This is a genomic window from Janthinobacterium sp. BJB426 (assembly GCF_002735705.1).
Classification (GTDB): Bacteria; Pseudomonadota; Gammaproteobacteria; order Burkholderiales; family Burkholderiaceae_D; genus Janthinobacterium.
In genome coordinates this window covers 15,750-38,250 of the sequence record NZ_PDZL01000023.1, presented here as the reverse complement: position 1 = coordinate 38,250, position 22,501 = coordinate 15,750, and the positions used below count along the sequence as shown (strand labels likewise).

At 57.5% G+C, this 22,501-nt stretch carries 15 protein-coding genes and 1 tRNA gene; 7 read left to right on the top strand and 9 right to left on the bottom strand.

Going from position 1 to position 22,501, the window contains the following annotated elements:
* Positions 1-197 precede the first annotated feature (197 nt).
* Positions 198-2,084: an MFS transporter gene (locus tag CSQ93_RS25040; protein ID WP_099380377.1), complete on the top strand. Its 1,887-nt coding sequence runs from the start codon at positions 198-200 to the stop codon at positions 2,082-2,084.
* Positions 2,085-2,087: 3 nt separating this feature from the next.
* On the opposite strand, the gene CSQ93_RS25035 is transcribed toward CSQ93_RS25040, so the two are convergent.
* Together CSQ93_RS25035 and CSQ93_RS25030 are read right to left on the bottom strand one after the other, a co-directional pair.
* A complete protein-coding gene (locus CSQ93_RS25035) occupies positions 2,088-3,623 on the bottom strand; it encodes a hybrid sensor histidine kinase/response regulator (RefSeq protein ID WP_099380376.1) in 1,536 nt (511 codons plus the stop codon).
* Between the two features lie 8 nt (positions 3,624-3,631).
* Positions 3,632-5,143 carry an ATPase domain-containing protein gene (locus CSQ93_RS25030; RefSeq protein WP_099380375.1) on the bottom strand — a complete coding sequence of 504 codons (1,512 nt, stop codon included), beginning with the start codon at positions 5,141-5,143 and terminating at the stop codon, positions 3,632-3,634.
* 423 nt (positions 5,144-5,566) lie between these two features.
* Here CSQ93_RS25030 and CSQ93_RS25025 point away from each other — a divergent pair, with 423 nt between their 5' ends.
* The 5 genes from CSQ93_RS25025 to CSQ93_RS25005 all read left to right on the top strand — a co-directional run bounded on the left by CSQ93_RS25025 (position 5,567) and on the right by CSQ93_RS25005 (position 12,279).
* Entirely contained in the window at positions 5,567-6,787 is a 1,221-nt protein-coding gene (locus tag CSQ93_RS25025) for an efflux RND transporter periplasmic adaptor subunit (RefSeq protein WP_099380374.1), read from the top strand.
* A 15-nt stretch (positions 6,788-6,802) separates the two neighbouring features.
* The gene (locus tag CSQ93_RS25020; protein ID WP_099380373.1) at positions 6,803-9,967 is read left to right on the top strand and encodes an efflux RND transporter permease subunit; all 3,165 of its coding nucleotides are present in this window, start codon (positions 6,803-6,805) and stop codon (positions 9,965-9,967) included.
* Position 9,968: 1 nt separating this feature from the next.
* Positions 9,969-11,417, top strand: coding sequence for an AdeC/AdeK/OprM family multidrug efflux complex outer membrane factor (gene adeC, locus CSQ93_RS25015; RefSeq protein WP_035820929.1), 1,449 nt, complete (start codon positions 9,969-9,971; stop codon positions 11,415-11,417).
* Between the two features lie 68 nt (positions 11,418-11,485).
* Entirely contained in the window at positions 11,486-12,100 is a 615-nt protein-coding gene (locus CSQ93_RS25010) for a TetR/AcrR family transcriptional regulator (RefSeq protein WP_035820927.1), read from the top strand.
* Between the two features lie 102 nt (positions 12,101-12,202).
* Positions 12,203-12,279 (top strand) — tRNA-Pro (locus CSQ93_RS25005).
* Positions 12,280-12,374: 95 nt separating this feature from the next.
* Here CSQ93_RS25005 and CSQ93_RS29585 read toward each other — a convergent pair.
* The gene (locus CSQ93_RS29585; RefSeq protein ID WP_233516334.1) at positions 12,375-12,995 is read right to left on the bottom strand and encodes a helix-turn-helix transcriptional regulator; all 621 of its coding nucleotides are present in this window, start codon (positions 12,993-12,995) and stop codon (positions 12,375-12,377) included.
* 470 nt (positions 12,996-13,465) lie between these two features.
* Between CSQ93_RS29585 and CSQ93_RS24995 the strand changes: the two genes are divergently transcribed.
* Positions 13,466-14,332, top strand: a complete 867-nt coding sequence (locus CSQ93_RS24995) for a phage integrase N-terminal domain-containing protein (protein ID WP_099380371.1) — start codon at positions 13,466-13,468, stop codon at positions 14,330-14,332.
* 166 nt (positions 14,333-14,498) lie between these two features.
* On the opposite strand, the gene CSQ93_RS24990 is transcribed toward CSQ93_RS24995, so the two are convergent.
* The 6 genes from CSQ93_RS24990 to CSQ93_RS29095 form a co-directional block, all read right to left on the bottom strand.
* On the bottom strand, positions 14,499-15,398 hold the full coding sequence (locus CSQ93_RS24990) for a DUF4435 domain-containing protein (protein WP_099380370.1): 900 nt from the start codon (positions 15,396-15,398) through the stop codon (positions 14,499-14,501).
* Positions 15,391-16,806, bottom strand: a complete 1,416-nt coding sequence (locus tag CSQ93_RS24985) for an AAA family ATPase (RefSeq protein ID WP_099380369.1) — start codon at positions 16,804-16,806, stop codon at positions 15,391-15,393. The genes CSQ93_RS24990 and CSQ93_RS24985 overlap by 8 nt, the downstream gene beginning before the upstream one ends.
* Before the next feature lie 135 nt (positions 16,807-16,941).
* Positions 16,942-17,673: a hypothetical protein gene (locus tag CSQ93_RS24980; RefSeq protein ID WP_099380368.1), complete on the bottom strand. Its 732-nt coding sequence runs from the start codon at positions 17,671-17,673 to the stop codon at positions 16,942-16,944.
* A 464-nt stretch (positions 17,674-18,137) separates the two neighbouring features.
* The gene (locus tag CSQ93_RS24975) at positions 18,138-19,556 is read right to left on the bottom strand and encodes a tyrosine-type recombinase/integrase (protein ID WP_099380367.1); all 1,419 of its coding nucleotides are present in this window, start codon (positions 19,554-19,556) and stop codon (positions 18,138-18,140) included.
* Positions 19,557-20,638: 1,082 nt separating this feature from the next.
* Positions 20,639-21,493: a phage baseplate assembly protein V gene (locus CSQ93_RS29770; protein ID WP_099380366.1), complete on the bottom strand. Its 855-nt coding sequence runs from the start codon at positions 21,491-21,493 to the stop codon at positions 20,639-20,641.
* 132 nt (positions 21,494-21,625) lie between these two features.
* Positions 21,626-22,441, bottom strand: a complete 816-nt coding sequence (locus CSQ93_RS29095) for a hypothetical protein (RefSeq protein ID WP_158301363.1) — start codon at positions 22,439-22,441, stop codon at positions 21,626-21,628.
* Positions 22,442-22,501: the final 60 nt, after the last annotated feature.

Genomic DNA, 22,501 nt, shown 5'->3' with positions numbered 1-22,501 from the left:
GCACATTACCTTATTATCAAGATACAAGCGATTTCTGTTGTATCAGAGTAAGAGCCAGGCAGCGCGTGGGCGGCAAGGCGAGCATGACGCGCAGGCTGTTTTCCGTATTGATGCCGAGCAAGATGACGACATTCAGATTGTCGTGCGCAAGATAGTGCTGTATTTTAGCAATTCCTTAATTGCCAGTTCCCCATGCCATGAGTCAAAGCAGCCAGTTTTCCTTATTGTCGCAGCGCCGTTTCGGGCCCTTCTTCTGGACCCAGTTCTTCGGCGCCTTCAACGACAATCTGTTCAAGACGGCCTTGATGGTGATCCTCGCCTACGATGCGCTGAGCTGGACCACGCTCGACCCGTCCACCATCACCAATCTGATTCCCGGCCTGTTCATCCTGCCCTACGTCGTGTTTTCAGCCACGGCGGGCCAGCTGGCCGACAAGTTTGAAAAGGCGGGCCTGGCCCGTTTCGTGAAATGGATGGAACTGGCCATCATGGCCGTAGCCGCCGCCGGCTGGATGACGCATACCCTGTGGCTGCTGGTGGCGGCCGTGGTCGGCATGGGCGTGCATTCGACCCTGTTCGGCCCCGTCAAGTATGCGTACCTGCCGCAGCAGCTGAAACCCGAAGAGTTGGTCGGCGGCAATGGCCTGATCGAGATGGGCACCTTTGTCGGCATTCTATTGGGCGAAATCCTCGGCGCCGTCTTGATCGTGCACAAGCCGCTGGGCGTGGAACTGGTGGCTGGCGCGACCATCGCCGTGGCCATTTTCGGCCTGCTCGCCAGCTACCGCGTGCCGCGCACGCCGGCGCCCGAGCCTGATTTGAAGGTGAGTTTGAATTTTGTGGCCGAATCGTTCCGCAACCTGAATTTTTCGCGCAAGAACCGTCCCGTCTTCCTGGCCATGCTGGGCAACTCCTGGTTCTGGTTCTACGGCGCCCTGATCCTGGCGCAGTTCCCCGTGTACTCGAAGGATTTCCTGCATGGCGACCATAGCGTGTTCGTGCTGCTGCTGACCGTGTTTTCCGTCGGTATCGGCACGGGGTCCTTGCTGTGCGAAAGGTTGTCCGGTCACAAGATCGAAATCGGCCTGGTACCGTTCGGCTCCATCGGACTGTCGCTGTTCGGCATCGACCTGTATTTCGCCAGCAATGCGTATGCGAATACGCAAGTGGTCGACGCGCTGGCGTTCGTCAGCCAGGCGGGCGTGCCGCGCATTTTGCTCGACATCGTCATGATCGGCGTGTTCGGCGGCTTTTTCATCGTACCCCTGTTCGCCCTGATCCAGACGCGCTGCGACCCGAAACACATTTCGCGCACGATCGCCGGCATGAATATCCTGAACGCGCTGTTCATGGTGGCGGCCGCGGGCGTGGCCATCGTGCTGCTGGGGCAAGGCTTTACCATCCCGCAGTTGTTTCTCGTTACGGCCATTTTGAATGCGCTGGTGGCTGCCTACATCTTCTCGCTGGTGCCGGAATTCCTCATGCGCTTCCTGGCGTGGATATTGATCCAGACCGTGCACAGGGTCAAAGTCGTCGATGGCGAGCGCATCCCCGCGGAAGGGGCCGCCGTATTGGTGTGCAACCACGTCAGCTATGTGGATGCCATCGTCATCATGGCGGCCAGCCCCCGCCCCATCCGTTTCGTCATGGACCACCGCATCTTCAAGATGCCGCTGATGGGCTGGATTTTCCGCACGGCCAAGGCGATTCCCATCGCGCCGGCCAAGGAAGATCCTTTCCTGATGGAAAAGGCTTTCATTGACATCGCGCAAGCGCTGCACGAAGGCGAACTCGTCTGCATCTTCCCCGAAGGCAAGTTGACGCGCACAGGCCAGATCAGCGAATTCAAGGGCGGTATCGCGAAGATCGTCGAGCGCAGCAAGGTGCCCGTGATTCCACTGGCGCTGCGCGGCTTGTGGGGGCATCTGTTGAGCCATCGCAATGGCCATTTGTTCGAGCGCGCCTTCAAGGCGGGCTTGCGCTCGCGCCTGTCGCTGGCCGTGGGCATGCCCGTGGCGCCCGAGGCCGCCACGCCGGAACTGTTGCAGCAAAAGGTGCAGGAATTGCGCGGCAAGTGGAAGTAATCGCTAGGTTGCCCGCGTAGTGTCCCCCGCCCGCCGCGCCAGGTGCTGTTCCAGCAGGGCTGCGATGGCGGCGAAATCCACCGGTTTCGTCAGATGATGGTCGAAACCGGCTTGTTCCGTGCGTGAGCGCGCCTCACCCCAGCCCGTCAGGGCGATCAGCAGCACCTCGCGCCCGTGCGCACGCTGGCGTATCTGGCGCGCCGCTTCATAACCATCCATGTCCGGCATGCCCAGATCCATCACGACCAGTTGCGGCCACGTCATCTCGACGGCCGCCAGGGCTTGCGCACCGCCATACGCGACCCTGGCGGCATAGCCCTCGAGCTGGAACAGGCTTTGCAGGGAGTCTGCCGCATCGAGGTTGTCGTCGACCACCAGCACTTGTACGGGCGGGACCGCGCCGGTGGGGGACTCTTGGGCGGCCGCCGCCGGCATGACGGCAGGGGCGTCGCCGGTGCTGGCCGGCAAGGTGACGATGAAGCGGCTACCGCGACCGGGGCCGTCGCTGCAGGCTTCGATGCTGCCGCCATGCATCTCGGCAAACTGGCGCGCCAGGCTGAGGCCGATGCCCAGGCCGCTGGCCAGCTGGCCGGCTACCGTGCGCCCCTGTTCAAACATGGAAAAGATGCGCGGGATGGCGTCCGGCTCGATGCCGATACCATTGTCTTCGACCGTCACCTGCAACTGGCCCTGCGCCAGGCATGCCGTGAGGTGGATGTGGCCGCCGTCGGGCGTGAACTTCACGGCATTCGACACGATATTGGCGAAGATCTGCACCACCCTGGCATAGTCGGCGTGCAAGGTCACGGCATGCGGCGGCAATGCCTGGGTGATGCTGATGTGCCGGCTGTCGGCAGCGGGCTGGCACAGTTCGATTACATGCTCGAGCACTTGCTGCAATTTAATATTCTCGCGCTGCAGCAGTACCTTGCCGCTGGTGATGCGCGCCACGTTGAGCAAGTCATCCACCAGCCGCGTCAGGTGCGTCACCTGGCGGTCGATCACGCCACTCACTTTGCTGACCTGCTCGGATGCCGGATACAGGTGCTTGAGCAGGGCCACCGAGGTCTTGATGGGCGCCAGCGGATTGCGCAGTTCATGCCCGAGGCTGGCAAGGAATTCGTCCTTGCGTCGCTGCGTCTCGCGCACCTGGTACTGGCGCCGGCGCGCGCGCAGCATGGCGTGGGCCGAGGTGATCAGGGTCAATATGTGTACGGGGCGTTCCAGCAGGGTCAGGTTGCCCAGGGTGGCAACGGCTTGCCGCAAAGGCAGGGAATCGAGTCCCGCGTGCGTCAGCAAAATGATGGGCAAATCGGACCAGTCCGGTTGCTGGCGGGCGTAGGCGTCGAGCACGGCGTACACGCCTGCATGCAAGGCCTCGTCCACCGTCAGCACGCCGCCGGCGCCCAGCGCCAGTTGCTCGGCCAGTTCGCCGGCGGAACGGCAGGCGTGGCTGGCGATGGCCTCGCCGGCGAGCACCCTGGTGGTCAGGGCGGCGTCCTGGCCGCCAGGCGCATAGATCAGGATACGCTGCTCCATGGCAACTCCTAGGGGAAGGGCGTGCCGCCGATGGTGGGCAAGCCCGACAGGATGCCGTGAAAGCCGGCCAGGGCCGGGCCGATGCGGATGCCCTGCGGGCTGATCTCGAAGCGGCGGATGCTGCGCTCGTGCGCGCTGCCGCGCTTCTTGAAGACGGAAATGGCTTGCCGCACCTCGCCTTCCGTTTCGTAGTAGCGCAGCATGATGACGCTGTCGGCCAGATAGCTGGCGTCGGCCGCCGTCGTCATCGAGGTGCCCAGCATGTTTTGCTGCACGCCGACGAGCAGGGTGGCCACGCCGCGTTGGCTCAGGTAATTGAGCAGTTCGTGCAGGTAGGTGCTCTGGAAGCGTTCATTGGGCACGGCATGCATGTAGCCGTTCAGGCTATCGATGACGATGACCCGGGCGCCCCGTTCTGCCGCGTCGACCACGGCCTGGGCGAATTCTCCCGGTGTCAGCTCGGCCGGATCGATTTGCTGTGCGCTCAGCAGGCCGGAGTCGAGTGCCGCCTGCAGGTGCATGCCCACGTTGCCGGCCCGGTTCAGGAGCTTGCTGCGCGCCTCCTCGAACAGGAACATGGCGCACGGTTCGCCGCGCGTTGTGGCCGCGTGCACGAATTGCGCCGCCAGGGTGGACTTGCCGCTGCCGGCTGGGCCGGAAATGAGCGTGCTCATGCCTTCTTCCAGGCCGCCGCCTATCATGGTATCGAGTTCGGGCACGCCGCTCGACAGGCGCCGATGGTCGCCATCGCGTCGCGTGTCGGCCGCCACCAGGCGCGGATAGACGATCAGGCCGTCATGGGCGATCTTGTAGTCGTGCGTGCCGCTGCGAAACGGCACGCCCCGGTATTTCACCACCCGCACGCGGCGCCGGTCATTGCCATAGTCCTGGTTTTGCAGTTCCAGCGAGATCACGCAATGGGCCACGCTACGCACTTGCAAGCCGTCGTCCAGCGCGGAACGGTCATCGATCAGCAGGGTGGTGCAGTGCCGGCTGGCCAGGTATTGTTTCAACGCCACGACCTGGCGCCGGTAGCGCAAGGGGTTTTCCGCCAGCAATTGCAGTTCGGACAGCGAATCGAGCACCAGGCGGGCAGGGCGGTGCTTTTCGATGGCGGCGAGGATGCGCTGGTTGGTCGAGGCCAGTTCGATTTCCGACGGGTGGAAGATGGTGTACTGGCGTTCGGGGTCGAGGATGTCGTCGCTGGGCGCCACCTCTTCGATGGCGATGCCGGCCAGGTTCCAGCCATGCGACAGGGCCGCGCCGCGCAGCTCGATCTCGGATTCCGCCAGGGCGATATACAGCACGGACACGCCGCTGCGCGCGCCCTCGGCCAGAAATTGCAGCGCCAGGGTGGTCTTGCCCGTGCCGGGAACGCCTTCGACCAGATACAGGCGCTCGGCCAGCAAGCCGCCCGTGAGTATGGCGTCGAGGCCGGCGACGCCCGTCGACAGCAGTGGCGGCGTGTCCGGGCCGCTCGCGCCATCTTGCTGCCTGGTATTTCGCGCCTGTGCTGTCATCGTTGCGCCCCCGCTTTGCCACGCTGTGGCCACTATACTAGCGCGTCCACCGCACCATGTCTTTTCGATACCATTGGTAAATATTTATGGTGGCGAGGTGTGTGTGCGCAGGCAGTGTTGCGCGCGCGATCACGGCTTCAGCAAAAAACGCATTACCCTGCTACAGTAATCATTCAATCCAACTTTCCCGCTTTGCCGTTTTGCCGCCGCCCGCCCGCTTCCTGCTCGACCTGGCTGGCGTGCCGACGCTGTTGCTGTCCTCATTTCATTGCCTCATTGATAATTTAATTCGCTTGATAGTTACTATGTTTCAATTGTAACGATGCTTGACGATTTTAGAATGATCGTTCATTCTTTGATCTGCGTTAATAAATTTAGTCATTTCTAACGACACTAGCCAGCTTCTTTTTCAGAAAGTCCAAGATGCAACCAACATTTTCCTTGACGTCGCCGCGTACGAGCGGCGCTATTGCCGTTCTGTGCGCCACTGTAATCATGGCCGGCTGCAGTAAAAAACAGGAAGCACCTCACGCGCAGCAAGCGCCACAGGTGGTCGTGTTTACTGTTAATCCGGCCGCGTTGCCGATGAGCGCCGAATTGCCCGGCCGTACGAATGCCTACCAGGTCGCCGATGTGCGCCCGCAAGTCGGTGGCTTGATCCAGAAGCGCCTGTTCGTCGAAGGCAGCGATGTGAAAGCGGGCACGGCCCTGTATCAGATCGATTCCGCCACGTACCAGGCGGCCGCCAATTCGGCCAAGGCCGCGCTGTCGAAAGCCAAGGCCAACTTGCTGACGGCTGGTCCGAAAGCGTCGCGCTACAAGGAACTGGTTGCCATCGAAGGCGTGAGCCGCCAGGAATACGATGATGCCGTCGCCGCGTTCGAGCAAGCCAAGGCAGACGTCGAGTCCGCCACTGCGGCGCTGGAATCGGCGAACATCAACCTGCGCTACAGCACCGTAACGGCGCCGATCAGCGGCCGCACCAGCCGCTCGACCGTGACGGCCGGCGCGCTGGTCACGGCGGGCCAGGCCGAAGCCCTGACCACGGTGCAACAACTCGATCCGATCTACGTCGACGTGACCCAGTCGAGCACGGATTTGCTGCGCCTGAAGCGCCAGATGGCCGACGGCTCGCTGAAAAAAGTCGGCGAAGGCCAGGCTAAGGTTGACTTGCTCCTGCCGGACGGCAGCAAGTACAGCGAATCGGGCAAGCTGCAGTTTTCTGGCGTGAGCGTCGATCCGACCACCGGCAACGTGGTCTTGCGCGCGCTGTTCCCGAACCCGAAAGGCGAATTGCTGCCAGGCATGTACGTACGTGCTCAGCTGGAAACGGGCGTCGATGAAAAAGCCATCACCGTGCCGCAAGTGGGCGTGACGCGCAACCAGAAGGGCCAGGCAACTGCCCTGATCCTGAACAAGGAAAACAAGGTCGAGCAACGCGTGCTGACTACCAGCGGCACCGTCGGTACCAACTGGCTGGTGACGTCCGGCCTGGCCGCAGGCGACCGCGTGATCGTGGAAGGCTTGCAAAAAGTCAAGCCAGGCGCCCCTGCCGTTGCCGTGCCGGCCAAGGCTGAAGCTGCTCCTGCTCCTGCGCCTGCCGCTGCCGCTTCTGCCGCAGCATCGGCTGCCAGCGCCCACTAATTCAGGAGAATATTAATGGCCCGTTTTTTCATTGACCGCCCGATTTTTGCCTGGGTGGTCGCGATCGTCATCATGCTTGCCGGCGTGATTTCGATCCTCAGCCTGCCGATCGCGCAGTACCCGAGCATTGCCCCGCCGTCGATTTCGATCAGCGGCTCCTACCCTGGCGCCTCCGCCAAGACCGTGGAAGACGCGGTCACCCAGGTCATCGAACAAAAGATGAAGGGCATCGACGGCTTGCGTTACATGTCCTCGTCGAGCGATGCGACTGGCGGCATCAGCATCACGCTGACGTTTACCAGCGGCACCAATCCCGATATTGCCCAGGTGCAGGTACAGAACAAGCTGCAGCTGGCTACGCCACTGCTGCCGACGGCTGTCACGCAACAGGGTCTCGTCGTGTCGAAAGCGACCAAGAACTTCCTGATGGTGTTCGGCTTCATTTCCGAAAACGGCAAGATGGACCAGACCGATTTGAGCGACTATGTGGCCGCCAACGTCGTCGATCCGCTCAGCCGCGTGCCGGGCGTGGGCGACGTGACACTGTTCGGTTCGCAGTACGCCATGCGCATCTGGCTCAATCCGGCCAAGCTGCAAAGTTTCAACCTGACCCCGGCGGACGTGATCACGGCCGTGCAGGCGCAGAATGCGGAAGTGTCGGCCGGTGAACTGGGCGGCACGCCGTCCATCAAGGGCCAGCAGCTGAACGCCACCGTGTCGGCGCAAAGCCGATTGCAAACGGTAGAACAGTTTGGCGCCATCTTGCTGAAAACCACGACCGACGGCGCCATGGTGCACCTGAAGGATGTGGCCAGCATGGAACTGGGCCGCGAGAACTACAACACCGTGGCCCGCTACAACGGCCATGCGGCAACCGGCGTAGCGATCAAGCTGGCGACGGGCGCCAACGCGCTCGATACGGCCAACGCGGCGAAAGCCATGCTGGGCAACCTGAGCAAGCAATTCCCTGAAGGCATGAGCTACCAGGTGGCGTTCGACACGACCCCGTTCGTGAAACTGTCCATCGAAGAAGTGGTCAAGACCCTGGTCGAAGCCGTCATCCTGGTGTTCCTGGTGATGTATCTGTTCCTGCAGAACTTCCGCGCCACCCTGATCCCGACCATGGCCGTGCCGGTCGTGCTGCTCGGTACCTTCGGCATCCTGAACGCGTTCGGTTACTCGATCAATACGCTCACCATGTTCGCCATGGTGCTGGCCATCGGCTTGCTGGTCGATGATGCGATCGTGGTGGTGGAAAACGTCGAGCGCGTGATGAGCGAAGAGGGCTTGTCGCCGCTGGAAGCGACGCGCAAGTCGATGACGCAGATCACGGGCGCGCTGGTCGGTATCGCCATGGTGCTGTCGGCCGTGTTCGTGCCGATGGCCTTCTTCGGCGGTTCGACGGGCGTGATTTACCGCCAGTTCTCGATCACGATTGTCTCGTCAATGGTGTTGTCCGTCATCGTCGCGCTGGTGTTTACGCCAGCCCTGTGCGCCACCTTGCTCAAACCGGTCGAAAAAGGCCATCACGCGACCAACAAGGGTTTCTTCGGCTGGTTCAACCGCAGCTTCGACAGCAGCAGCAACAAATACCAGGGCATGGTCGGCAGCATGATCCGCCACCGCGCCCGTTCGATGCTGTTGTACGTGCTGTTGCTGGCCGGCCTGGTGTTCGTCTTCATGCGCCTGCCAACCTCCTTCCTGCCGGAAGAAGACCAGGGCATCCTGTTTACGCAGATTCAATTGCCGACGGGCGCCACGCAAGAGCGCACCCTGAAAGTGATCGAACAGGTCGAAGACCACTTCATGAACAGCGAGAAAGACAACGTCGCTTCCGTGTTTGCCGTGGCAGGTTTCAGCTTCGGCGGCAACGGCCAGAATACGGGTATCGCCTTCGTGCGCCTGAAAGACTGGTCGCTGCGCAAGGATGTGGCGCAAAAAGCGCCGGCCGTGGCCGGTCGCGCCATGGGCAAGTTGTTGCAGATCAAGGATGCGATGGTGTTTACGTTTGCACCGCCTGCCGTGCTGGAACTGGGTAACGCCACCGGTTTCGACATGCAGCTGCAGGATATCGGCGGTGTCGGCCATGACGCCCTGATGGCGGCGCGTAACCAGTTGCTGGGCATGGCGTCGCAGAATCCGGCCATGGTCGGCGTACGCCCGAACGGCCAGGAAGATACGCCGCAGTACAAGATCGACATCGACCAGCAAAAAGCGACCGCGCTGGGCTTGCAGATCTCGGAAATCAACCGCGTGCTGAGCGTCGGCTGGGGTAGTTCGTATGTGAACGACTTCCTCGACCGTGGCCGCGTGAAAAAAGTGTTCATCCAGGGCGATGCCAGTTCGCGCATGCTGCCGGAAGACTTGAACAAGTGGTTCGTGCGCAATACCGCTGGCCAGATGGTGCCGTTCTCGGCCTTCGCCACCGGCAAGTGGATTTACGCCTCGCCACGCCTGGAACGCTACAACGGCTTGCCGTCGGTAGAGATCCTGGGTACGCCGGCGCCGGGCCAGAGCACGGGCGCCGCCATGAACGCGATGGAAGAAATGGTCGCCAAGCTGCCGCCTGGCATCGGCTTCAGCTGGACCGGCGTGTCGCTGGAAGAGCGCGAATCCGGTTCGCAGACGCCGCAGCTGTATGCGCTGTCGCTGCTGATCGTGTTCCTGTGCCTGGCCGCGCTGTATGAAAGCTGGTCGATTCCGTTCTCCGTGCTGCTGGTGGTACCGCTGGGCGTGATCGGCGCCGTGCTGGGCACCTGGTTCTTCGGCCTGTCGAACGACGTGTACTTCCAGGTGGGCTTGCTCACGGTGGTGGGCCTGTCGGCGAAGAATGCGATTCTGATCGTCGAATTCGCCAAGGAAATGCAGGAATCGGGCATGTCGCTGCTGGACGCGACCTTGCATGCGGTGCGTCTGCGTCTGCGTCCGATCCTGATGACCTCGATTGCCTTCGGCCTGGGCGTGTTGCCACTGGCCATTTCCAGCGGCGCCGGTTCCGGCAGCCAGAACGCCATCGGTATCGGCGTGCTGGGCGGCATGTTGACGGCCACGTTCCTCGGTATCTTCTTCGTGCCGGTGTTCTTCGTGCTGGTGCGCGGCTTCTTCTCGAAGCCGGACGCGCCCGCCACGCCGGCGACGCCTGGCTCGCCAGCCGTCACGCTTTCTAAGGATGCGCATTAATATGAAAAAAACGCTACTCTCCATGGCGGCACTGGCCTTGCTGGCCGGTTGCAGCCTGGCTCCCACGTACGAGCGTCCGGCAGCGCCGGCGCCCACGGCGTGGCCGACCGGTCCTTCCTACAAGGCCGACACGGCCGCCGCCGACGCCAAGCCGGTGGCGGACGTCGCCTGGCGCGAGTTCTTTGCCGATGCGCGTTTGCGCCAGGTACTGGAACTGGCGCTGGCCAACAACCGCGACCTGCGCGTCTCGATCCTGAACATCGAGAAGGCGCGCGCCACCTACGGCATTGAACGCGCCGCGCTGATCCCGACCCTGTCGGCGTCCGGTGGCCAGTCGGCCACGCGCATCTCGAAAAACCAGAGCGCCACGGGCGAAGCGTCCATCAATCGCCAGTACACGGCGAACCTGGGCGTGTCGGCCTATGAGCTGGACTTCTTCGGCCGCGTGCGCAGCCTGTCCGACAGCGCTCTGGAGCAATACCTGGGGACGGAAGAAGCACGCCGTGCACAGCAGATCAGCCTGGTGGCCGAAGTGGCCAGCACCTATCTGAACCTGGTGGCCGACCAGCAGCGCCTGCGCGTGGCGCAAGATACCTTGAAGAGCCAGCAGTCGTCGTATGACCTGGCCGTGCGCCGCTTCAGTGCCGGTGCCACCTCGGGCCTGGACAAGTACGATGCCCAGACCAGCGTCGAGTCGGCCCGTTCCGACGTGGCCGTCTACACGAGCCAGGTTGCGCTGGATCAAAACGCGCTGGTCTTGCTGGTGGGCGGCCCCGTGCCGGCCGACCTGCTGCCGCCAGCCGAGTTCGGCGCCGTGACGGCGCTGGCGGACATTCCGTCCGGCGTGCCGTCGGATGTGCTGCAACGCCGTCCCGACGTGCTGGCGGCCGAGCGCACCTTGCGCGCGGCCAACGCCAACATCGGCGCGGCGCGCGCGGCCTTCTTCCCGCGCATTTCGCTGACGGCGACGGCGGGTTCGGTCAGCGACAACCTGTCCGGCCTGTTCAAGGCGGGCAGCGGCACCTGGAGTTTCTTGCCGCAGATCAGCTTGCCGATCTTCGATGGCGGCGTGAACCGCGCCAACCTCGATATCGCCAAGGTGCAGCGTGAAATCTCCGTGGCGCAATACGAAAAGGCGATCCAGATCGCCTTCCGTGAAGTGTCCGATGCGCTGGCCCAGCGCGGCACCATCGACGAGCGCCTGCAGTCGCAGGTCTCGCTGGTCGAGGCGTCGACGAAGAGCTACACCATCCACGACGCGCGTTACAAGCAGGGCGCCGAGTCCTACCTGAACGCCCTGGTGGCCCAGCGTGCGCTGTACACGGCGCAGCAAAGCCTGATCACGGCGCGCCTGGCCAAGTCGACCAACCTGGTGACCTTGTACAAGGTGCTGGGCGGCGGTTGGCAGCCTGAGCAGACAGCCGTCGCGGCGGCTGGCGGCGCCCAATAATCACGGGAACGCCGACGCCGGCCTTGCCCTTGTCCGCAGGGGCAAGGCCGGCGCGCTACTGGAAAATCATGAACCAAGTTGAAAAGAAGCATCCGGATCCCGAGCGCGCCAACACGCGGCGCAAGCAGGTGCTCGATGCGGCCGAAAGCTGTTTCAGCCGCCGCGGCTTCCACGGCGCCAGCATGGCCGAGATCTCGAAGGCGGCCGGCATGAGCGCGGGCCACATCTATAATTATTTTGACAGCAAGGATGCGATCATCGCCGCCTTCGTCCTGAAGAATATGGAGCGTGTTACCAACCTGATGCAGGATCTGGCGCAGCGCGAAGATCCGCTGCAGGCCGTGATCGACAATGCTGGCGAGCATGTGCTGGAAAGTCTGGATCCGAAAACGTGGGTGATGCCGCTGGAGATTTTTGCCGAAGCATCGCGCAATCCCGTGATTGCTGAAATGCTGCATTGCGCGGATGTGCGCTCGCGCAAACTGTTTCTCTCCATCATACGGGATGCGCGCATCAAGCGCGGCTTGCCGGCGGACGAAGAGATGCTGGAAGGGCGGCTCAATACCATGATCGCCATGTACCAGGGCTTGCCCGTGCGGGCGGTGCACAATCCCGACATGAAGGTCGAACCCCTGATCGCCGGTTTCCGCATCGTCCTGACGGCGCTGCTGCTGAACGAATAGGGCGCCTGGACGGGCCATGCAAAAAAGTTTGCGCAGTTCGCTATGAATCATGCGCAAAGCATGGCAAAAACCTAAAAGCCTCTGCTATAATTCCCACCTCGTCGGGGCGTAGCGCAGCCTGGTAGCGTACATGCATGGGGTGCATGGGGTCGGAAGTTCGAATCTTCTCGCCCCGACCATTAGAATCAACAGCTTAGGCCAGTCTTCGGACTGGCCTTTGTTGTTTTTACAAGTCTGTATCCCAACAAATACCCCAACAAACTTCTTTTAGCGGTCAAACCCCAGTCTTACGATTTTCTGCCGGTGTTGGGGTACAACTGCGACTGGCGTGGATACGGCTTTCTACCCAGGCCAGCACCTCTTCCCGAACCCATGCCGAAGCGTGCCTGGTTATCTTAACCCGCGCCGGGAATTCGCCGCGCTTGGTGTAGGCGTAGACGGTGCTGCGCGACAGCCCGCAGATCGCCATCACCTCCGGCAGGCGGATCATTCGTGTGGTGCGGGGCAGGGGTGATCGTTTCATGTCTTCCTCCGTGGTCCATGTGCTGCCAGTACTGTCCTCCGATTGCCGCGCAAGTGCGACCCGAAATGCGCCCCGTTTTTGGTGTCGATTCTTCGCTAGCTTCGTCAACAAATAAATCGCCGAAAATTTTAAGTCGGTGATGCCGGCGCGATGCCAAGTGGAGGACAATATGCTTTTCGACGCGAAGGATCGCCCTTCGCGCAACTTGGCATCGCGCCAGGCGTAGCGCTCGTCACGCGCCCTTATCTCCACATTTGTTTTTAGATTGGCTTCGCCTTTGAGCGAGCCCGCGATCAGCCTGGATAGGCTGCATCCATATTGCGCATCCTTCCCTCGAGGGAGCTGCGCGTCACATCGTGCGCATTCACGCACCGTCCCCACCTCACGCGGCGATCTGCCGCCGCGTGCATGTCGATACGCCGCCCTAGTCTGCGGCGCAAATCGCGCGTCGTTACTGGCGGCCTGCTGCCAGTGACGACGCGCTAGCAACCAAGCGCTATATGGGCTGCGCTGCTGTTTTCTCAGTGACGGCGGCCAGTGACAGCGGATCTACCGCTATCAGCGCAGCAGAACGCTGCTTGCCAACTTTGCCCCTCGTGGGCCGACAACGTGTGCGAGGCACACCCCATGGACCCTGGGTAACTGGTCCCACCGCGATCAGGCTTCTACAAGGAGCGGATCGCGGCGCCATACGCGCATGCGGCGCGGGCAAGCAGTGAACATACCGCATACACGGGAGTGGTGTCCCGGGGCCTTTACAAACCGTCCTTGCTGCGGCAAGCACGGTGGCCAGAAACACTCATCTGACTCGATCACACCAAGTTTGATTTTAGGAGCATGCGATGCGCGACTTGAACTATCAGCTCAAGCAGCTGTGTGACCGCAATCGTGATGGCAGCTACGCCACGCAGTCCGACCGCGCGCGGATACTCTCGCACGTGGCGAACCAGTTGCACGATCTCGGATATCGCCATATGAACGCTGACAGTCTGCGTCCCAAGCATGTGGACGCACTGGTGCAGCAGTGGAAGGCCGATGGCGTCAGCGCCGGCACGATGAAGAACCGCATGAGCGCCATGCGATGGTGGGCGCAGAAGATCGGCAAGGACAACATCATCGCGCGCGACAACGGCAGCTACGACATCGACAAGCGCACCTTTGTCACCAATGTCTCGAAGGCCAAGGTGCTCGATGATGCGCGCCTGGCGAAGATCACGGATGCGTACACGGCCATGTCCCTGCGGTTGCAATCCGCGTTTGGCTTGAGGCGTGAGGAGAGCATCAAGATCGTTCCAGCGTGGGCCGATGGCGGCGATCGACTTAAGCTCAGGGATACGTGGACCAAGGGCGGCAAGTATCGTGAGATCGCCATTCGTACGCCGGAACAACGTACCGTGCTCAATCAGGCCAAGCGGCTTACCGCTGGCAGGAGCCTTATTCCGTCTAATCTACGATATCGCGATCAGCTTCAGCGCTTTCGAGCACAGTGCGATAAGGCGGGAATTCATGGCGTCCATGGCCTGCGCCACAACTACGCGCAGGAACGCTACCGCCAGCTCACCGGCTGGCAATGCCCGGCGCGAGGCGGCCCCCGGTCGTCGCGGCTGGGAGGGGAGCAAAGCCAGCATGATCTCTCCGCGCGCTTGTTGTTTTCGGAAGAGATGGGCCATGGTCGAGAACAAATTACTGCGGTATACCTTGGGCGCTGATCTATAGTACTTTTCTTGTTCTACGGACAGTCCGTTGACATGGCTCGATTCCCGCGCCTCAAAAGCATGCTTGCCCCTAAAAAACAAGTATGACTATGTTGGGAGCCGCAGCGGGAATCGATTTAAAACGTTAGTTACGGTACACCCAGCGAACTAGCTGTACCGCTTAAGCTGCCCTCCCTGCCTCTTCAACAAATGCTGCCAACCCCGCAGGTAAAGGCGATTGCCCCGCAAGTCTCCTGAGAGATGCTGACCATGGTTCGCCTGAAAGGGCCGGCATGCCGCGCTCAAACAGCTGTGGTGTAGGCTGCTTTCTATCAGCAGTCAAAAGTCGGAGCCACCGCCGAAATACACAGAGCACATACTTGCCGCGCTGCGCTTGCAAACGATGAAGCCCTGCGAATTCCTGACGAAGCGCAGCTAGAGCTGTAGCGTCTACATCTTTTTCAGTTTCTATAACATCCTCCAGGTGCTGGAATGCAGGAACAGCTTTATCGAGATAAACTTCCACAATCGGTTTAGAGTCCTCCGATTTGCTAATAATTTTTATTCCTTGGCGGCGTGCTGAAAAAAACTTGAAATGCAATTCTTCCGTGCTGGTTTGGAAGCTGTTCAAAAATTCCTCAAATACGCATTTAATTCTCTGTCTTTCTACAGGTGAAGCAACACATTTGAATTCATCTGCCAGAAGACTCTCAAGAGTTGAGGAAGTGCATAAGAAATTCTCGATGGAGTACCCATTGAGTGTAAAAATATTGTCCGCAGGTTCTGGGACGTCAAAATCGCAATCAATAAAAAAATAAACTTTACGCAGTAGTTCAGGGTTCTCAGAGATGATTTTCTTGTAAAGGCCGATTAATTGTTCTTTGCCTTTTCCCGCGATCGGCTCGTAATTCGATTCAAATCTTGTTCTTCCTATCCATGTTTCGTAGACGCCTATGTCGTCAGGGCCCTCAAAAATGAAGACCAAATCATCCGGACGTGCGCTGCGAACCAGTATTAATGAATGCTGTAGCACGGACGGACTTTTCCTGCTTTCTCGATGCTTCTCGATAATTTCAGGCATTTTTTACCTCGTTACGCGTAATTTTCAATGCCCTTGCGCAACCATCTAACTCATTATCGTAAACAAAAGGTGAATGCGTGATTGCCAATAACTGTACGACGCTTCCGCTTCTGGCGATATCGGGTAAAACTTTACGCTGCCAATCCAAGGAGAGCGATAATTCGGGCTCATCTATCAAAACAATCTTTTTCTTAGAGCTTAAATAAAGTCGAGCCATGAGGGAAACGATTTGTTTTTCGCCTGACGACAATGATTCAAGGCCAATGATGCGTTTTGCCCATAAGTCTTCAACAACAACTCGTAGTGTTTGCGGATCGAATGCCAACACTTTTTCATCACTGGAGAGCGTAAGGTAGCTATTGCATACACTAACAAATTGCTCGACTTTTTGTTCCATTTCGCGCGTTTGTTCAATAACTCCAGCCAGCCTACTTAGGAAGTATCGCAGGAACCAATTGTCCGCATTTTCAATTGCACCGGTAGCATAGAGGTTTTCAATATCTTCAAAGACCCCTCCGAAACGTTGTTCATGGCGGGTCACGCGATTAAGGAAACGCGACAGAGATTTGACATCGGGTAAGTCTGAAGTCGTTACTGTTTCTTGACGGGCACTTCCTTTCAACATTTCATCCAAAATCCGTGTGCTCAGCGTACGATAGCCCTGATTAGACCTGCGTTCAATTTCATCGCTCAATTCGATAAGTTTGTCTTCCACATCCGACAATCCAAATACAATATCATCAAGCGGATTAGTACGCGCTGAGTCAATGTGACCTTGCATAGCTGCTTGTCTCGGCGTACGATTTTGACGAGGGCGCAACTGTGGCCGCTCGACTCTTCGGTAAGTTGGCAAAAATACGATTTCTGTTTCGCCTACGCACCTTAGTACCTCAGCGCTAACCTGCTTTGCTGAATCGCTAAAGGAATTATCGAGGCCAGCATAAATATCATCCAAAGCTGTTTCAACTTGCTCCCAGTCGAGCTCCGTGGAGTAATAAAGTTGTCGAACAATCGGATGGGACTTTAAAGATTGAAAACGATCCGGGCGATAAATTCCTGTAATGAAATCTGATAATTCATTTTCTGAAATTGACGCCGATTCTGCTAATTCATGTAAGGCGCCATCTTGAGCATTGTAACCATCACCTAGCATTGATCGTTCCAATACTAAAGGTAGAAGTTGCCCTGAAAATTGACATTCAATGGAATTGAAAGAAAATGCTGCAAGCCTGTGAAAACGGCGCGTCAAAAAAGCATTCAATATATTGAGTAACGTCGTTTTACCCATCCCGTTCTCAGCCACGATAATGGTAACGTGGCCAGAGAAATCAATAGATAAGTCTTTGTATCCATGAAGGCCTTTAACAGAGAAGCGTTGTATGAGCGCTATAGATTGAGTGCTTTGCATTTTAATTCCTTATTAATTACTTTTATTCTAAAAATGAGCTCTTTTTGCGTCGCGGGAAGCTACGGAGTACCTTAAAGCGTCGCTTTGAAAGAATTACTTTATTTTTTTTGGAGGTTGCAATTCGGGACGGAGAAACTAAAAAATATTTTTCGTCACCCATGCGGCCCCTTCGATCAATTCCTCTACCTGCTCTTTCGTCGGCTCGACGTCTTTTTTATGGGAGCAGAGATTGCGAATATCGGCGAGAAAACTGATCTTCCGCCAACCTGCCGTATCAAGCACTGACGCTACTTTCAGTGGATCATTTAAATCTGCGATGGTTGGATTTTTCTTAGGTATTTTTATGCTGTGAGCATCAGCGACTTTCTGTAAATGGGCCTCTATAACCACTCCGACCAGCGCACCTGCGGCCCTTGGACTTACTTTGAGTAGCTGGCGCGCAGTTGCGACTTCATTGTCTTGGATATCGGCGAACAGCTCATTTTCCAGATTGGCTAGTACTGAGTCGATCATGGCTACGAGAGAATGCAGGATTGCAAGTTGATTCAAAAAGCACTGCAATACTTGCTGACGACTGTTGAATTTCTCGAATCCGTAGCCGGAAGGGACTATATTCTTCATGAAGTCTTGAATAACATAGGTTCCATAACCCAACGACTTTCTTTTAGGGTCAATTTCATAGTAGCGACGAAACTCTTCATGACGGTCTGGTGCGAGCGCCGCTACAGCCCTAGATGATTTACTATACCAAGTTTGATAATCGTAATGAAAGCGCTTATCTTCTTCCTTTTGAAAAGCTTGAGCGAGCTTGGCGCCAGTCTCATATAGCTCAATGAATTCTTTCTTAATCGTATCTCGTTTAGCCATGTCTTAGCTCAAGTGTGTGTTTTGATAGAAACGCTACGTTATTTGATAGTGCCACAAACTTGTGTGTTTTAGTAACATCTTAACGCACTTTCGCTGTCAGTCAGGAAATCTAGATGCGCAAGAAGCAATTTGGTATTACAAAGCCGCTGATCGTGGTAATTCCTACCCATGGGATTGCCATGCGCCTTCGTTTGTCCTGAAGGTAAGAGGCGTATGGATAGGCTGAATGCGAATAGTGACAAAATCTCGCAGCAGGTTTGAAGTTGAGATAGCCCCTTGATTCACTTGCTCCGGTCTGATCTTGCCCCTTATAACAGGCACAGCCTTTCGCTAAGTTAGCCGTTTTTCCTGAGCTCAGCCGGCAACCTCTTTACCCCCCTATATCGCCTCTTTGATGAACGTGATCGTTTGATTTTTAACGGTCCAGCTCGCGAGGCGACTAATTGGGAACGCTCAACGGTTCGTCATTTATGGGGCAAAACCACCGTATTTTCAGCACTAACGATTACTTCTAACTGCCGTCCTAGCTTGTTCCATGCGTCCCGTTTTTCGCGAGCATAGTCGTAGTGCAGGTAGTGGCGGCGAACCTTGCTTCCCGCCAGTACGTGGTTCTGACAACGGTCGATGACGTCCAGCGTGACGCCGAGACTTTGCATCAGTGTGGCACCCGTCCTGCGCAAGTCATGCGCAGTCCACGCGCCGTGTTTCCCACTTTGCAGCACAAGACGATCGTCCTGGCGGCGATGCGTCATCTTGGCGCGAGGACCGCCGTCGCGGCCATTCTTGAACATGGTCTGTTGGTCGCTGATTTGTTTGGTGATCGCACGCGGCGAAATGTGGAGCGTGCCCATGTAGCTCGGGAAGCACCAGTCGGTATCTCCGCTGCAATCGTACAAGCGGCGAAAATACCGTAGCGCGAAATCGGATAGCGAGATCGTCAGACTGCTGATGCGGTCCTTCACGTTCTCCTTTGGTATAAACCATTCCGCGCGCTCGAAGCTGACGTGTTCCCAGCGCGCCATGGTCAACTCGCCGACCCGGCACAGGGTCGACAGCATGATCCAGATCGCGCATTCGGTTGTGATTTCGATAGGTTGCACGGCGATGCGTCGGTTTGCCGCTTGCGCATATTCCTTCCGCGCGCGGTCGAGGACACAGTGCAGTTCGTGAATCTCGGCAGGGGAGAGCACCCGCTCACGCACGCCGCGCGGATCGAAGTCCGGGCTGACGATGCGGCTGATCTCGATCAGATCCATCGGGTTGCCCTCGACGAGCAGGCGGCGCCACGGCTGACGCTTCTGTGCCCAGTTCAGCATCTGCTTCAGGTTGTTCCGCAACGAGACGGCGCTGCGGTTGGCGCCGCGTGCCACCATGGTACGCAGCACGTGACGCAGATCGTGCTCCGTCAGTGCGCGGACGGCGACGCTGCCGATCTTGGGCAAGACGTCGGCATTGAACTGTCGTTTCAATTCTGCGTTGTCGTTCCTGCGCCGCACGCCGTCCAGCAGCCAGACGTCGAACATATCGCGCACCGTCAGGCCTGCCTCGCGTTGCGCCTCGACCTGGGCCAGCTTCGCTTCCAGCGCCTCCTGAACCTCGATCTTCTGCACCTTTTTTACCGTGGCAGGATCGGCTCCGGTGGCCGCGCGGTCGCGCGCGGCATCGCGGGCTTCCCTGATCTGCGCCAAGCTGTCATGCGGCCAGGAGCCGCATGAAATGTTGTGCAGCTTGTCGCCATGCCGGTAGCGGTAGTAAAACGGAATCGTGAGTTTGTTGTCGGCCTTCACGCGTACGCGCCAGAATAGTCCGCCATCATCCCGGACGACGAGTCCGACTTGTTTCGTCGTAATCGCCAACAATTCCTTCTGTGTGATCCTAGACATCTTGTATTCCAGAACGTCAGCCCTGCAATGGGCCGGAGGTTTTTACAAGGGGTCGCAAGAGGAGCAAAAAATACCCCAACAAATACCCCAACAAGACGCTCGGCTAGGACTGGATGAGTACGGATGGGTATAGACGCATGGTAGCGCCAAGCCATTGATTATTAATGATGTTGCTCAATGGATGGACGTTCCTGGATGCTAAAGGAAGAGTTAACTCGGCCATGGGGTGCATGGGGTCGGAAGTTCGAATCTTCTCGCCCCGACCATTAGATTCAAGGACTTACGGCGCAAGCTGTATGAAACCCGGTACCGTATATTGGCCATTGGTCTGGTATCGGTGCCGGGTTTTTCCGTTTACGCGACGTATGATTTGTTCATCGCCACATGCCGATGGCTGCGATCGGCTGTCAGAAGCGGTCATTGCCGGAGTTTGATTGATTATTATTTTTATGCCTTTCTACATTTAAATGTTTGGAATGTTCAAAAAGCGGCAAGTGCCGCCGTCCTCGCCTACGCACGATTCTGAAGACCGTCACTGCTTGGTTTTCATCCCTGCGCTTGTGACCCTTCTTCTCCACGCTGAAAAAACGTTGGGCAGGCCATTAACAGAGCCCGAAGTCATCGCTATCCGTGACAACGCGGTTTGCATGGCGATGCGCGCTTCACAAGCTGAAATAACGGAGGCGAAACGTGGCTACCCGGACATCGTTGCAGAGGCTGTTTGGCCTGAGTGGCAATCGGCGCGCCTGCAACTCGGTCAATCGTGATTGTTGAGGCTCGTTACTCAGTAATCGCATAACGGTTGTTCACCTATAGGCTGCCAATTAAGTCAGCTGGCATCTAATCCAGGCTTAAAAACAAGTGCCTCCAGCGTCTGCGACGGTGCGGGAACAGCCATCCAGCGTTGACAGATGATGGCGGCTAAAATCAGGCTTTATTCGAGCCAGGGCAATGCCATCGGAATCCCGGAAGCTTGCCTGACGTGGGCAGCATGCGCTTTTAATGTCGCTGCGGTTCTCAACGCGCCATGGCGTATCCCCTGGCCGCCACGGCCCGGATATCACGCAATACCACATCATCCTTCATTCCAATTCGCTACTTTGCATGGTTCCATAACGAACCGAGACCGGAGTAGGTGTAGCCGCATAGATGCGCAGCTGCGTGGCGCTGTTCAGGGCTGGTCGATCAGTTCGGGTACTTCGGAGCCGTAACGGCGGCGCCGGATGCGCGAACCCATCGGCGTGGTGATAATGTCGGTCACGGACTGGCGCAGGTGGCCCAGGCCCGTCAGGCTGCGCCCGGTGACGGCGTGCATGCCCATCATGATTGCGAACCGCCCGACTGATGGTGCCGGCCAGCATGTCCTCGTTGGCCTTGATTGTCCCTTGCACGGCCATGGCCACGCCGCCAGCGGCGTCGGCCTTGGCGTTCACGCCGCCGTTTAGTGCGGTGGTGCCGTGGATGGTCGCCGCTTGCATGACGATCAGGTTTTTCATGACGGTCAGGTCGCTCGTGCAAATGGTGCTCGGTGCGTTCGACGTGACCTTGTCGGCGGTGATGGTGGCGGTGCCGCCGGGGAGCGTTGCTGTGAGGGCGTGGGCCGCGTGGTCGTACTGCACCACGGCGCCGTCGGGGTAATGCTTGGTGTGGATGCTGTCGCTGGTGTTGGGCGCATCAAATTCCTGGGAGTATAGCGCGGGCAGAATGATGCCGTGCGTCAGGTCGCCGCCAGGGGAAAGGACGATCACTTGTTCTCCCACGGTGGGCGCCGACCAGGTGCGCGTGCTGCCGGCGCGCCGCGTGGCCCATTTCAGCCATTCCGTGGTGAGTGTTGGCCCGAGCCGCACGCGCGCCTTGGCCCCTTTGATCTCGGCAATGGTGCCCAGGCGGATCAGGTTTTGCAGCAAGCGGAGGAGGTCGGACTGGTCGGCGTTCATGCATTGCATGTTGCCGAAGTCCGCGTGCGGATGCACGCGGGGCGGGTTGATATGCTGCTTTGTAACTATGGTTCTTTCATTTTGATCAGGGTGTACGTCCTTGCTTCACATTTTCTTTATGTCTGTAGGAATTTATACTGGTTTATTTTTAGGTTTTGTATACTCATGAGCTTTAAAGTTCGGTGGGTAAGGTGGTAGGTCTGGATTCCAGTTACAAGATTCTTCCATTTTTCTCAAGAAAGAAATTGATGAATTATTTATTTCTGCTAAAAGGCTGCCAATTCTATTCCATCCGATGTAGTTGCATTCAATGTTTAATTTATTGAGTTGATCTGAAATATCATTTCCGACACTTATTTTATTTAATATCTTTTCTGCTTTGATGGTTTGCTTGGAAAATTCGTCGCGTAGAAAAGTGCACGACGCTATTCCACTAATGCGATCCTGTTCGGCCATATTTGAAAAGTTTATGAGGTTTAAATATTGCAACTGTATGTCTTGCGGGATAATTGCTATGTTTTCCCATATTTTTTCCGTATGTTCTGGGATGCTAATGATTAATTCGCTGTAGCACTTAAAATGAATTTTATCTAATTTATATTTTTCTGTATGAATTTCAAGGTCAGTAAGCCTGGCGTGGCTTTGCTGTCTTAAGGTTTCTGCAATAAGAATCATATTGATTCTTATATTTCTATTTTTCGTGTCATCGTCTTGACAATTTCTTCGAAAAGTTTCTGCGGCTGCTGCTGAACTCGCGTAAAAGGAAAATAAACTTGCGGCGAGTACCGATAATCCGCCTAGAAATGTTTGAATTTCTTTTACTTTTGCACGCATTTCATATATATCAAAAATGGCAGCAGCTACGAGAGTGGAGATAATTATGGAGAGTATAATTCCAGACCAAAGGGCGGATTCTCGAAATGTAGTGGTTTCTTTGGAAAATTTCATATCTAGATGCTCTTGGATTTAATTTTTATATTAAATGGGGGGATATAACCAGTGGTACAC